The following is a 14052-nucleotide window of genomic DNA, read 5'->3' as shown; positions in this document are numbered from 1 at the left end:
TCAAGACTGGCGAAAACTTGACCACCCCCGGCACGATTCCTAGAATCGCCCGATCTTTCCGCCGGGACATACACCTCACCCAATGCCTTTAACATCACGCAAGCCATTGAATATAAAGGCATTGGCGCGAAGCTCCCGAGCGCTCGCGGTGATGTGCAGCATGATCCTGGCCGGCTGTCAGAGCCTGCCCAGTGACACCCCGGATCACTCTACCGATACTTCTCGTGCCATTGGTCTGGAGCGTGAGGCCGAGTGGCTGAGTAGCAACGAAGTCAAACCTCGCGAATACACGGACATCTGGGAGCGCTTGCGCGACGGTTTCAAGCTGCAGGATGAAATCGGCATCAACCCGCGTATCGAACGCGTGCGTCTGTGGTACGCCAGCAACCCGAAACACGTCAATACCGTCAGCGAGCGCAGCGCGCCTTATATCCACTATATCGTCGAGCGCCTGGCCGAACGTGACATGCCGATGGAGCTGGCGCTGCTGCCGGTGATCGAAAGTGCTTACGACCCACAGGCCTACTCCTCGGCGCACGCGGTCGGTCTCTGGCAATTCATTCCTTCGACCGGCCGCTACTACAACCTGCGCCAGACCAACTGGTACGACGGCCGCCGCGACGTCACCGCCTCGACCGAAGCCGCGCTCAACTACCTGAGCCGTCTGCACGAAATGTTCAACGGCGACTGGTTGCTCGCCCTGGCGGCCTACAACGCTGGCGAAGGTCGCATCAGTCGTGCCATCGAGCGTAACGAAAAACTCGGCCTGCCCAGCGACTACTGGAACCTGCCGCTGCCCAAGGAAACCGAGGACTACGTGCCCAAGCTACTGGCGCTGTCACAGGTGATCCTGACGCCGGAAGCCTACAGCGTTACCCTTTCACCAATCGCCAACGAACCCTACTTCGAACAGATCGCAATCAAGCAGCACATGGATCTGGCCCGCGTCGCCAAACTGGCCGACCTCGATGAACAGGAGTTGTTGCAGCTCAACCCCGCCTACAAGCACGGCATTACCCTCGACGGCCCGCAACACCTGCTGGTACCGACCGAGAAAGCAGAGATGCTCAGCGCCAACCTGGCCTTGATGAAACCGCAGGAAATGGTCGACTGGCAGCGCTACACCGTCCGCTCCGGCGATAGCCTGCACGCCATTGCCAACCGTCATCACCTGACAGTGAGCATGCTCAAGGACGTCAACCGCCTGAGCAGCAACAACCTGAGAATCGGCCAGGTACTGACCATTCCTGGCAAACCTGGCGCGCAACCGAGCGAGCCACTGTATCAACAGCGCAACACCGCACAGAGCCCGGCCGGCCGAACCTATCAGGTGAAGAATGGCGACAGCCTGTGGCAGATCGCTCGCGCCAACCAGATCGCCGTGCATGACGTCAAGCGCTGGAACAAGCTGCAAGGCAATCAGCTGAAAGTCGGCCAGGTGCTCAACCTGGCTGCCGCTGACAGCGCACCACAGGTTGCCAGCACGACGCGCAACAGCTCCAGCTCACGGGACAAGGCCACTTACTACCGCGTCCAGCATGGCGACTCGCTGTACGTGATCGCCAAACGCTTCAAGATCGACCTCAAGCACCTGCAAGCCTGGAATCCGCGGAGCAGCAAGTTGCGTCCCGGGCAAATGCTGACCCTCTATCTGCCGTGATCAGCGCTTGCTGATCGCCTCCAGGCAACGCCCCGCCAGTTGAGTGAAACGCTGAAACGCCACGAACTGCTCATGTCGCAGCGCCCGCCCGGACAGCCTGCTGTCGGCATATAGCACGCCGATTTCCCGCGTACCCGCGATGATCGGTGCGATGAAAAACATGCCAGCGCCAAGATTGCGCCGAATCGGCTGGGTCACCAGTTCGGCCAGATTGTAGCTGGCGGGCACGCCCATCCAGATCGCCTCACGATGGCGCAACGCATAACTGAAGATATGCGGCTGCTCCGCCTGCTCGGCCGGCAACACGAAGTCTTCCAGCCATTGCTGAGCCTTTTCACCGATCACCCGTTTGGCGCGAAAGCGGCTTTGCCCGTCGGCCAGAACCGTGAGCATCACCCGCTCCAGACCAGCGCCTCGATGCAAGCCCTTGAGCAAGGTGTCGAGCACCAGCCCGACATCGGCCCTGGCATTGACCATCAGGCCGAGATCCTGCAATGCCTGCTGCATCACCAGCAGATCCGGCTGCAGCAAACGCGCACGACGCTCTTCCTGTTGCTGGCGAATCTGCTCGGGATCGGTATTGGGAATCAACCGGCACAACTTGCTGGCACCGAAGGTCGAGGCGACCTTGACCGCTTCATCAGCACTGGCAAGCACCTGCTGAAGGGTTTCCTCCGGAGTCAGTTCGATAAATGCCGCTACCTTTCCCAGCACGCCCTCCATTTCTGCACAATCCCAGCCATCCAGCGCCGCCTCGCTGATACGCACACCCAACTGTACGGCGTAGGCAGCCGGGTCATGCTGACTGGCGCCCGCCTGGGCGAGGATGGCGGTTTCGCCCAGGTTCCAGCTTTTCAGCAACGCCTGGGTAAGTTGACGAAAGCTGGCACCGAGCACCTCGCGCACCGCCTCATCGACATCGACACCGGGGCGCTCAAGGGCGTCGGCCAGCTCGTCAGCCTGCGCCCCACCACAGCCCCAGAACGCCAACTCGCCCAGATGATGGAGCAGCGCAGCGATGAACACCTCTTCGGTGTGCCCGGAAATGACATAGCCGGCCAGGTTGCGTGCTTGCACTGCAGCGTGGAACGACCGCGCGAGCAACATCTGCAACTGCTCACGCGGAGCGCGGGTAAGCAGCCCGTCTACCAGGCTCACAGAAAGGCTGATCAGGCGCACATTGTCGAAGCCGATCAGTACGATGGCTCGCGAGATGGTCTTTATGGTTTCCTGGGAAGGGTTGTAGTAGACGCTGTTGCCGACCCGCAACACCTTGCTGGTCAGCGCCGCATCACGCAACAACACATCTGCCAGTTGCTGTACCGACGCAGAATCCTGCTGCGCAAGGCGTTGCAGATCCTGCACCACTGTAGCCAGCGCGGGCAGTTCGGCTTGGTTCAGGCGATCGATCCATGACTGCAAACCATGGCTTCGTTCCGACAAATTCGTACCCTCATGGTGTGTCCCTGAAGTGTATGTCATCGCGTCGTAACCGCCTGCCCACCGCAGCACTCTTTTTCCTGTCCATACAAGCTGTTACTGTACCGACCCAGAAGCCCAAACGCCGCCATGGATCGGATCTCACGCCCGATGCGTCCCCTCCTACTGCTGTTCCTCAGCCTGGCCTTGAGCTTTCCCGCCTCTGCGACTATCAGCGAGAGCCACGGCTACGCCCAGTTCGGGACACTCAAGTATCCTGCCAGCTTCAGTCATTTTGACTGGGTCAACCCCGATGCGCCCAAAGGTGGCACGTTGCGCATCATGGCGTCCGGCACATTCGATACGCTCAACCCTTATACCTTCAAGGGCAGCAGCCCGATCAGCACTGCGCATTTCCTGCAGTACGGCGCCAACGAGCTGAACGAACCCTTGATGGTTGGCACTGGCGCTTACGACCCCTCGGGGGATGAGCCTGCCTCCAGTTATGGTTTGATCGCGAAAAGCGTCGAGTACAGCGAGGACCGCAGCTGGGTGGTGTTCAACCTGCGGCCAGAAGCGCGCTTTCACGACAGCAAGCCGATCACCGCCTACGACGTAGCTTTCTCCTATCGCCTGCTGCGCAATGACGGTCACCCGCAGTACCGTACCAACCTGCAGGAAGTGAAACGCGTCGACATTCTGGGCCGCCACCGCATCCGCTTCGTCTTCAAGCGCGCCGGCAACCCGCTGCTGATCCTGCGCCTGGGTGAACTGCCTGTGCTGCCGCAGCACTACTGGAAAGACCGCGACTTCAAGAGCACCACCTTCGATGCGCCACTGGGCAGCGGGCCATACCGCATCGTTCAGGTCGTGCCTGGCCGCCGTCTGGTTTTCGAACGGGTGAAGGACTGGTGGGGCAAGGATCTGCCGGTCAATCGCGGCAAGTACAACTTCAACCGCATCGAAGTGGAGTTCTACCGCGATAACCATGTCGCCTTCGAAGCCTTCAAGGCCGGTGAATTCGACTTCTACATCGAGAACCAGGCCAAGAACTGGGGCAACGGTTATCGCTTTCCGGCCGTGACCCGTGGCGATGTGATTCGCGCCGAGATACCACACCAGATCCCGACCCAGACCCAGGCGCTGTTCATGAACACGCGCCGCGACCTGTTCAGCGACCGCCGGGTGCGCGAGGCACTGGGGCTGATGTTCGATTTCGAGTGGACCAATCGCGCGCTGTTCAACAATGCCTACGTACGCGCCGCCAGTTACTACCCCAACAGCGAATTCTCGGCCACCGGCAAACCCGAGGGCGCGGAGTGGCTGTTGCTTTCACCACATCGCGACAAGCTGCCCGCACGCCTGTTCACCGAAGCCCCGACACAACCGGTAACCGACGGCCGTGGCATCCCCCGGGAAACCTTGCGCCGCGCCCTCGGTCTACTGGCCGATGCCGGCTGGAAGCCTGCCGGCCAGGAGCTGCGTAATGCACGCGGTCAACGCCTCGAGTTCGAGATCATGCTGGTTAACCCCAGCCTCGAACGCATCCTCCAGCCCTACACTGCCAACCTCGCCAGTATCGGCATACGCGCCAACCTGCGTACCGTTGACCGCGCCCAGTACAAGCAACGCCTTGACCAGTTCGACTACGACATGATTCTGCTGACCCTGCCGCAAACCCTCAGCCCGGGCCTGGAACAATCGCTGTACTTCCATTCCAGCCAGGTGAGCATCAAAGGTGGCAAGAACTATGCAGGGGTCAACGATCCGGTAGTCGACGAGATGATCGACAAGCTGCTTTCGGCGCAGACTCGAGACGAACAGATAGCAGCCACGAGGGCCCTGGATCGGGTCCTGCTCTGGCAGCACTACAGCATTCCCAACTGGTACATCAATTATCACCGCCTGGCGTACCGCAACCGGTTCGCCTTCGTCACCACGCCGCCCTACACGCTGGGCCTGCGCACCTGGTGGCTGAAGCCCACGGAGAACGCTCGATGACCCACCCGCTGCGCAGTTTCCTGCTCCAAGGTAGCAGCCTCATTCTGCTCGGCCTGGCCGGCCTTGCCTTCGCCGCCCCCAAACACGCCGTCACCCTCTATGACGAGCCGCCCAAATACCCCGCCGACTTCACGCATTTCGAATACACCAACCCCGAAGCGCCCAAAGGCGGCACTTTTCGCGAAGCGGGTTTCGGCGGCTTTGACAGCCTCAACCCCTTTATCAGCAAGGGCGTGGCTGCCGACGAGATCAGCCTGATCTATGACACTCTTACCGTGCAGAGCATGGACGAGCCCTTTACCGCCTACGGACTGGTGGCGGAAAAGATCGAGAAGGCACCTGACAACGCCTGGGTGCGCTTTCTCCTGCGCAAGGAAGCCCGCTTCCACGACGGCACGCCGATCACCGCCGAAGACGTCAAGTTCACCTTCGATACACTGATGGAAAAAGGCGCCCCGATGTACCGCGGCTATTACGCAGATGTCGAGCAGGTGGAAGTGGAGTCACCGCACAGCGTGCGCTTCGTGTTCAAGCACGCCGGCAACCGCGAGCTGCCGCTGATCGTCGGCCAACTGCCGGTGCTACCCAAGCACTGGTGGACCGAGCGCGACTTCAGCAAGGGCAACCTTGACGTACCAATGGGCAGCGGCCCGTACAAGGTCGGCCGCGTCCAGCCCGGCCGCAGCATCCGCTACGAGCGGGTCGACGACTGGTGGGCCAAGGATCTGCCCGTCAGTCGCGGCTTCTACAACTTCGACGCCATCCAGATCGACTACTACCGCGACAACACCGTGGCCCTGGAGGCGCTCAAGGCCGGCCAGTTCGACTACTGGCTGGAAACCAGCGCGAAGAACTGGGCCACGGCCTATAACACTCCGGCGGTTGCCAATGGCCAACTGATCAAGGAAGAAATCCAGAACCGCAACCCTACCGGGATGCAGGGCTTCATCTTCAACACTCGTCGCCCGCAGTTCCAGGATCGCCGCGTGCGTGAGGCCCTGGGCCTGCTGTACGACTTCGAATGGGCCAACAAGCGCCTGTTCAACGGCGCCTATTTCCGCACCCACAGCTACTTCGACAATTCCGAACTGGGCTCGCAGGGGCTGCCCGGCGAAGACGAGCTGGCGATTCTCGAGCCGCTGCGCGGCAAAATTCCGGCCGAGGTATTCAGCGAAGAGTTCCGCGTACCGGTCACCGACGGCAGCGGCATCATTCGCGAGCAACAGCGCCGCGCCTACCAGTTGCTGCAGCAGGCCGGCTGGCGTATCGAAGGTGATCGCATGCTCGATGCCAATGGTCAGCCGGTCAGCTTCGAGTTCCTCCTCGCGCAAACCGAGTTCGAGCGCGTGCTGCTGCCATTCAAGCGCAACCTGGCCGATCTCGGCATGGATCTGGTGATTCGCCGCGTCGACGTTTCGCAGTACGTCAACCGCCTGCGCTCACGTGATTTCGACATGATCGTCAGCGGCTTCGGCCAGTCCAACTCGCCGGGCAACGAGCAACGTGAATACTGGCACTCCTCCAGCGCCGACAATCCCGGCAGCCGCAACTTCATCGGCCTCAAGGACCCGGCCATCGACCAGATCGTCGAGGGGCTGATCAACGCCGACTCCCGGCAGAATCTGATCGCCCACACCCGCGCCCTCGATCGCGTGCTGCTGTGGGGTTATTACGTGATCCCAAACTGGCACATCAAGACCTGGCGCGTCGCCTATTGGAACCGCTTCGAGCATCCGAAGGTGACGCCGCTCTACGACATCGGTCTGCACACCTGGTGGGTCCGCCCGGACCTGGAGCAGCCGAGCGAGGCCCCGCAGCAAGCCGCAGAACAGGCGGAGCAATAACATGCTGGCCTATATCTTTCGCCGTCTGCTGCTGATTATCCCGACCCTGTTCGGCATTCTGGTCATCAACTTCATCATCATCCAGGCCGCGCCCGGCGGCCCGGTCGAACAGATGATCGCCAAGCTGGAGGGTTTCGATGCGGCCGCTGGCGGCGCCACCGGGCGCATCGGCGGTGGCGGCGCCGAAGTGTCGGTGGCCGGCTCCAACTATCGCGGCGCCCAGGGCCTCGATCCGCAGCTGATCGCCGAGATCGAAAAGATGTACGGCTTCGACAAGCCGGCGCCAGAACGTTTCTGGATCATGCTGAAGAATTACGCCCAGCTGGATTTCGGCTCCAGCTTCTTTCGCGACGCCCAGGTCATCGACCTGATCATCGAGAAGATGCCGGTGTCGATCTCGCTCGGTCTATGGAGCACCCTGATCATGTATCTGGTCTCCATCCCCCTGGGGATCGCCAAGGCCACCCGCCACGGCAGCGCCTTCGACGTCTGGACCAGTTCGGCGATCATCGTCGGCTATGCCATCCCGGCGTTCCTCTTCGCCATCCTGCTGATCGTGCTGTTTGCCGGCGGCAGCTACTGGGACTGGTTCCCGCTACGCGGTCTGACCTCGAACAACTTCGAGCAACTCAGCCTCAGCGGCAAAATTCTCGACTACCTCTGGCACCTGGTGCTGCCGGTTACGGCCCTGGTCATCGGTAACTTCGCCACCCTGACCTTGCTGACCAAGAACAGCTTTCTCGACGAGATCAACAAACAGTACGTGGTGACCGCCCGCGCCAAGGGTCTGACCAACCATCGCGTGCTCTACGGTCACGTATTCCGTAACGCCATGCTGCTGATCATCGCCGGCTTCCCCGCCGCCTTCATCGGCATATTCTTCACCGGCTCCCTGCTGATCGAGGTGATCTTCTCCCTCGACGGCCTGGGCCTGATGAGCTTCGAAGCGGCGATCAACCGCGACTATCCAGTGGTGTTCGGCACCCTGTTCATCTTCACCTTGCTGGGGCTGATCGTGAAACTGATCGGTGACATCACCTACACCCTGGTCGATCCGCGTATCGACTTCGAAAGCCGGGAGGGTTGAACATGAAACTCTCCCCTCTCAATCGACGCCGCTTCGACCGTTTCAAGGCGCACAAGCGCGGCTGGTGGTCGCTGTGGCTGTTTCTCATCCTGTTTGGCCTGAGCCTCGGTGCCGAACTGATCGCCAACGACAAGCCGCTGGCCGTGCGCTACGACGGGCAGTGGTATTTTCCGGTGCTCAAGCGCTACCCGGAAACCGTGTTCGGCGGCGAATTCCCGCTGCAGGCCAACTACAAGAGCCCCTACATTCAGGACCTGATCGCGGAAAAGGACGGCTGGATGATCTGGCCGCCCATTCCATTCAGCTATTCGAGCATCAACTACGACCTGGAAGTACCGGCACCTGCACCGCCCTCGGCGCAGAACTGGCTGGGCACCGACGATCAGGGCCGTGACGTACTGGCACGAGTGATCTACGGCTTTCGCATCTCGGTGCTGTTCGCCCTGATCCTGACCCTGGCCAGCTCGGTGATCGGTGTGATCGCCGGCGCGCTGCAGGGCTTCTATGGCGGCTGGGTCGACCTGATCGGTCAACGCTTTCTGGAAATCTGGTCAGGTCTGCCGGTGCTCTATCTGCTGATCATCCTGGCCAGCTTCGTGCAGCCCAATTTCTGGTGGTTGCTGGGCATCATGCTGCTGTTCTCCTGGATGAGCCTGGTCGACGTGGTGCGCGCCGAGTTCCTACGCGGGCGCAATCTCGAGTACGTGCGCGCGGCGCGGGCGCTGGGCATGGAGAACGGCGCCATCATGTTCCGCCATATCCTGCCCAACGCCATGGTCTCGACCATGACGTTCATGCCCTTCATTCTCACTGGCGCGATTGGCACCCTGACGGCTCTGGACTTCCTCGGCTTCGGCCTGCCCCCTGGCGCGCCATCGCTGGGTGAACTGGTCGCTCAGGGCAAGAGCAACCTGCAGGCACCCTGGCTGGGTATCAGCGCCTTCGCCGTATTGGCGATCATGCTGAGCCTGCTGGTATTCATCGGTGAAGCCGCCCGCGATGCCTTCGACCCGAGGAAATGACATGAGCCAGAACGAAACCCTGCTGCAAGTACGCGACCTGGCCGTCGAGTTCGTCACGGGTGAGCAGTGCCAGCGCGTGGTCGAGAACGTCAGCTTCGACATTCATAAAGGCGAGACCCTGGCCCTGGTCGGTGAAAGTGGCTCGGGCAAGTCGGTCACCGCGCACTCGATCCTTCGCCTGCTGCCCTACCCGCTCGCGCGCCATCCACACGGCAGCATCGAGTACGCCGGTGAAGACCTGCTCAAGCTCAGCGAAGGCCGCCTGCGCGGCATTCGCGGCAACCGCATCGCCATGGTCTTTCAGGAGCCGATGACCTCGCTAAACCCGCTGCACTGCATCGAAAAGCAGATCAACGAGGTGCTTGGCCTGCACAAGGGCCTGCGCGGCAAGGCCGCCAGCGCGCGCACCCTGGAACTGCTGGAGCTGGTCGGCATCCCGGAACCGAAGAAGCGCCTGAAGGCCTACCCGCACGAACTCTCCGGCGGCCAACGGCAGCGCGTGATGATCGCCATGGCCCTGGCCAATGAACCTCAGCTGCTGATCGCCGACGAGCCGACCACCGCCCTGGATGTCACCGTACAGTTGAAGATCCTCGAGTTGCTCAAGGATCTGCAGGCGCGCCTGGGCATGTCGCTACTGCTGATCAGCCACGACCTCAACCTGGTTCGCAGAATTGCCCACCGCGTATGTGTCATGCAGCGCGGTTGCATCGTCGAACAGGCGTCGTGTGAAGAATTGTTCCAGGCTCCGCAGCATCCCTACACCCAGGAACTGCTCGGCGCCGAGCCCAGCGGTGACCCTGCGGCCAACCCCGTGGGCCAGCCGTTGCTGGAAGTGGACGACCTGCGTGTGTGGTTCCCGATCAAAAAGGGCCTGCTGCGCCGGACGGTAGATCATGTCAAAGCGGTGGACGGCATCAACTTCAGCCTGCCCCAGGGCCAGACCCTGGGCATCGTCGGTGAAAGTGGTTCCGGCAAATCCACACTGGGCATGGCGATTCTGCGGCTGCTCGCCAGTCGCGGTGACATCCGCTTCCAGGGTCAGCAGTTGCAGGGCCTGAGCCAACAGGAAGTACGCCCGCTGCGCAGGCAGATGCAGGTGGTGTTTCAGGACCCCTTCGGCAGCCTGAGCCCACGCATGTCGGTGAGCCAGATCGTCGGTGAGGGTCTGCGCATTCACGGTATGGGCAACGAGGCGGAGCAGGAACAAGCCATCATCGACGCGCTTTTGGAGGTAGGGCTGGACCCGCAGACGCGGCATCGCTACCCCCACGAGTTTTCTGGCGGGCAACGGCAGCGGATTGCCATTGCCCGGGCACTGGTGTTGAAACCGGCGCTAATCCTGCTCGACGAGCCCACTTCAGCGCTCGACCGCACGGTGCAGCGTCAGGTGGTGGAGTTGTTGCGCGGCTTGCAGGCCAAGTACAACCTGACCTATCTGTTTATCAGCCATGACCTGGCGGTAGTCAGAGCGCTGAGCCACCAGTTGATGGTGGTCAAGCAGGGCCTGGTGGTCGAACAAGGGTCTGCCGAGTCGATCTTCAGTGCACCGCAACACCCTTATACGCAGCAATTGCTGGAAGCCGCTTTTCTGGCCCCGGCAACGGCTCACTGATCCTTGAAACAGGAAGAGGAATAGCACAATGGGTTTTCTAACCGGTAAGCGCGTACTCATCGTTGGCGTTGCCAGCAAACTGTCCATCGCCTCGGGCATCGCCGCCGCCATGCACCGCGAAGGTGCCGAGCTGGCCTTCACCTACCAGAACGAGAAGCTCAAGGGCCGCGTAGAAGACTTCGCTGCCGGCTGGGGCTCCAGCGCCGACCTGTGCTTCCCTTGCGATGTGGCCAGCGACGAGGAAATCGCTTCGGTGTTCGAAGCGCTGAGCAAGAAATGGGATGGCCTGGACTGCATCGTCCACTCGGTCGGCTTCGCTCCCGGCGATCAGCTCAACGGCGACTTCACCGACGTCACCACCCGCGAAGGCTTCAAGATTGCTCATGACATCAGCGCCTACAGCTTCGTTGCCCTGGCCAAAGCGGGTCGCGAGATGATGAAAGGCCGCAACGGCAGCCTCCTCACCCTCTCCTACCTGGGCGCCGAGCGCACCATGCCCAACTACAACGTCATGGGCATGGCCAAGGCCAGCCTGGAGGCCGGCGTACGCTACCTGGCCGGCAGCCTCGGTCCGGAAGGCACCCGCGTCAACGCCATCTCTGCCGGCCCGATCCGCACCCTGGCTGCCAGCGGCATCGCCAGCTTCCGCAAGATGCTGGCCGCCAACGAGAAGCAGACTCCGCTGCGCCGCAACGTCACCATCGAGGAAGTCGGCAATGCCGGCGCTTTCCTCTGCTCCGACCTGGCTTCGGGCATCAGCGGCGAGATCATGTACGTCGACGGTGGCTTCAACACCACCGCCATGGGCGCCATGGAAGACTGACAGGTTAGCGCCCGGCCCCTACGCCGGGCGCGACTCGATGCCGCCAGTGGCGTCTTGTCAGGCAATAAAAAACCCGCACGACGTGCGGGTTTTTTATTGCCTGCTCAAGCCTCCGTAGGAGGCACCTGAGCGCCTTTACTTAGAAGCGCTCGACATCAGCATTGGCTTCCAGCTGCTTGCGCAGTGCGGCGAAGTCCTGCTGACCAGCTCGCGACGCCAGGAAGTTGCGGTACATGGCGATTTCTTCGTCAGCCAGCGCTTCTTCCGGCACATTCACACCATCGAGGCGCAGCACGACGTAGTCGCCATTGCCCAACGTCACACCGGCGAAGGTCGGCTCACCCGCCTTGGCTGGCTTGGGCATGCGGAACAACGTCTGAAGCACTTTAGGCTCGACGCCATCCTGGCTGCGAGTGGCCGCCTCCTGGACCTGCCAATCAGCAGCAACCTGCTCACCAGTCTGGGCAGCAGCCAGTAGCTTCTCACCCTCGGCCTTGGCCGCGGCACTGGCACGCTCCTGCTGCAAATGGGCACGAATGCTTTCAGCGACCTGCTCCAGGGGCAGCTGCTCGGGCTTTTTGTGTTCCTTGACGCGCACGACGACCACGGTGCTCGGGTCCAGCTCGATGGTCGAGCTGTTGGTGCCATCTTCCAGAACTTCAGGACTGAATGCAGCCTGCAGCACCTGACGGTTGGCAGTAATGCCAGTCGCACCACCTTCACGACCGAAGGCTTCGCTGGTCTTGACCTCAAGCCCCAGCTCCTGGGCCGGCTGAGCCAGATCCGATGCTTCGAATGCAGCGTCTTCCAGCTGCTTGGTCACCTCGACGAAGCGCTGCTCGACCTGCTGCGCCTTGAAGTCACGCGCCAGCTTGTCCTTGAGACTGTCGAAGCTTGGCACTTCTGGAGCCTGGACACCCAGCAGCTTGATCAGATGCCAGCCGAATTCGCTCTGTACCGGTTCGGAAACCTGCCCCTGCTGCAGGGCATAGAGCGCCTCCTCGAAGGCCGGATCGTAAACGCCAGGGCCGGCGTAACCCAGATCACCACCATCGGCAGCCGAACCCGGGTCCTGCGAGAACTCCTTGGCCAGGGCAGCAAAGTCTTCGCCAGCGTCCACACGCGCCTTGATCTCTTCGATCTTGGTACGCGCGGCCTGGTCATCGCCCTCGATAAGGATGTGCGCAGCCTGACGCTGCTCAGCCAGGTTGGCGATCTCGCTCTCATACAGCGGCTGCAGGTCGTCATCACTGACTTCGACCTGATCGAAGAAGCTCTCCTTCTCCAGCTCGACGTACTCCAGCACAACCTGCTCAGGGCTCATGAACTCGCTGGCGTGCTCGTCGTAATAGGCGTTGACGTCGCTATCGCTCAACTCGATCGCTGCACTATCGGCCTTGATGGTGAGGCTGGCGAAGTCGCGGGTCTGGCGCTCGAGATTGGCGAAGGCACGCGCCTCCTGCTCGGTGACGAAGCTACTGGCACCGAGACCGGCACGCAGTTGCCCGATCAGCATTTCCTCTTCCAGCATCTGGCGGAACTGCAGACGGGTGTAACCCATCTGGCGAATGACCTGATCGAAGCGCGCAGCATCGAAGCGGCCATCTACCTGAAATTCGGGAGTTTGCAGAATCACCTGGTCCAGCGATTCTTGCGAGAAAGCAAAATTAGCGTCATCGGCTGCTTGCAGCAGCAGCCTGCGCTCGATCAAGCCCTTGAGCGAAGCCTCACGCAGCAGGTTGTCATCGAGCAACGAGGCATCAAAATCGCGACCCAGTTGCTGCAGCAGTTGACGACGCTGCATTTCAACGGCCTGGTTGAGCTCGTTGAGGGTAATGGTGTCACCGTTCACGTCGGCCGCATTGTTACGATTGCTGGTCCCCGTGACGATGGCTTCGAAACCGGTAAACGCCATCAGCATCACAATGAGGCCGATGATGATTTTGGCAATCCAACCGCGTGAATTGTCCCTGATGTTTTGCAGCATGCTTCCCCCAGAACGACTGTACAGAGTCACCAGCCGCGCAGTGTGGGTAATGTCCAGATAGAAGAAAGGCGCATCCTTGGATGCGCCTTCTCGTAACGCGTCAAGCGGTCAGAGCAGAAGAGTCTAGGACTATCTGCGCCGCCCCTTAACAGCCACCAGGCAGAGCCTGGACGGCGAGGCAAACCCAGAAGACGCTTAGTTGACGGCGTCTTTCAGAGCCTTGCCAGCTTTGAAGCCTGGGATCTTGGCAGCAGCGATGCTGATCGGCTTGCCGGTCTGCGGGTTGCGACCAGTGCGAGCAGCGCGCTCTTTGACAGCGAAGGTACCGAAGCCAACCAGCACAACGGAGTCACCAGCCTTCAGAGCGCCAGTGACGGATTCAATCACTGCATCCAGCGCGCGGCCAGCAACAGCTTTCGGGATATCAGCAGATGCAGCGATGGCATCGATCAGTTCCGACTTGTTCACTCTAAGTCCCCTTATTTCTGTTGAGTTTGTTTCTTGATTTTTAGTGTAAGCAAAGCGGGTGCTGGATGGCCTGCCGACACAATAAAAGCCGCTTTATAACAAGGGCTCAAAAATTGTGTCAAGGAA

General features: G+C 61.0%; 10 protein-coding genes. 7 read left to right on the top strand and 3 right to left on the bottom strand.

Annotation, left to right across the window (positions count from 1 at the left end; translation table 11 throughout):
* Window positions 1–82 precede the first annotated feature (82 nt).
* The gene (locus GV002_RS08630; RefSeq protein WP_160017918.1) at window positions 83–1660 is read left to right on the top strand and encodes a LysM peptidoglycan-binding domain-containing protein; all 1578 of its coding nucleotides are present in this window, start codon (window positions 83–85) and stop codon (window positions 1658–1660) included.
* Here GV002_RS08630 and GV002_RS08625 read toward each other — a convergent pair whose 3' ends face one another.
* Window positions 1661–3103 (bottom strand): HDOD domain-containing protein, encoded by a 1443-nt coding sequence (locus GV002_RS08625; protein WP_178094630.1) that lies wholly within the window; start codon window positions 3101–3103, stop codon window positions 1661–1663.
* A 147-nt stretch (window positions 3104–3250) separates the two neighbouring features.
* Between GV002_RS08625 and GV002_RS08620 the strand changes: the two genes are divergently transcribed.
* Genes GV002_RS08620 through fabI form a run of 6 tightly spaced genes read left to right on the top strand, consistent with a single transcriptional unit; the run spans window position 3251 to window position 11471 of the window.
* Window positions 3251–5080 (top strand): extracellular solute-binding protein, encoded by a 1830-nt coding sequence (locus GV002_RS08620; RefSeq protein WP_160017916.1) that lies wholly within the window; start codon window positions 3251–3253, stop codon window positions 5078–5080.
* The gene (locus GV002_RS08615; RefSeq protein WP_160017915.1) at window positions 5077–6924 is read left to right on the top strand and encodes an extracellular solute-binding protein; all 1848 of its coding nucleotides are present in this window, start codon (window positions 5077–5079) and stop codon (window positions 6922–6924) included. Before GV002_RS08620 ends, GV002_RS08615 begins: the two co-directional genes overlap by 4 nt.
* A 1-nt stretch (window position 6925) precedes the next feature.
* The gene (locus tag GV002_RS08610) at window positions 6926–8011 is read left to right on the top strand and encodes a microcin C ABC transporter permease YejB (protein WP_160017914.1); all 1086 of its coding nucleotides are present in this window, start codon (window positions 6926–6928) and stop codon (window positions 8009–8011) included.
* Between the two features lie 2 nt (window positions 8012–8013).
* A complete protein-coding gene (locus GV002_RS08605) occupies window positions 8014–9033 on the top strand; it encodes an ABC transporter permease (protein ID WP_092375695.1) in 1020 nt (339 codons plus the stop codon).
* Between the two features lies 1 nt (window position 9034).
* Window positions 9035–10648 (top strand): ABC transporter ATP-binding protein, encoded by a 1614-nt coding sequence (locus tag GV002_RS08600; protein WP_160017913.1) that lies wholly within the window; start codon window positions 9035–9037, stop codon window positions 10646–10648.
* 28 nt (window positions 10649–10676) lie between these two features.
* Window positions 10677–11471: an enoyl-ACP reductase FabI gene (gene fabI, locus GV002_RS08595; RefSeq protein WP_074678102.1), complete on the top strand. Its 795-nt coding sequence runs from the start codon at window positions 10677–10679 to the stop codon at window positions 11469–11471.
* A gap of 139 nt (window positions 11472–11610) precedes the next feature.
* Here fabI and GV002_RS08590 read toward each other — a convergent pair whose 3' ends face one another.
* Together GV002_RS08590 and hupB are read right to left on the bottom strand one after the other, a co-directional pair.
* A complete protein-coding gene (locus GV002_RS08590) occupies window positions 11611–13458 on the bottom strand; it encodes a SurA N-terminal domain-containing protein (RefSeq protein WP_160017912.1) in 1848 nt (615 codons plus the stop codon).
* A 195-nt stretch (window positions 13459–13653) separates the two neighbouring features.
* Complete coding sequence (hupB, locus tag GV002_RS08585; RefSeq protein WP_003239952.1) at window positions 13654–13926, bottom strand: nucleoid-associated protein HU-beta; 273 nt, start codon at window positions 13924–13926, stop codon at window positions 13654–13656.
* Between the last annotated feature and the right edge of the window lie 126 nt (window positions 13927–14052).

Origin of the sequence: Pseudomonas sp. 8O (assembly GCF_902506495.1) — a bacterium.
GTDB classification, from domain to species: Bacteria; Pseudomonadota; Gammaproteobacteria; order Pseudomonadales; family Pseudomonadaceae; genus Aquipseudomonas; species Aquipseudomonas chaetocerotis.
The sequence above is the reverse complement of the archived record's forward strand: the minus strand, read 5'-3'. Positions and strand labels throughout refer to the sequence as shown.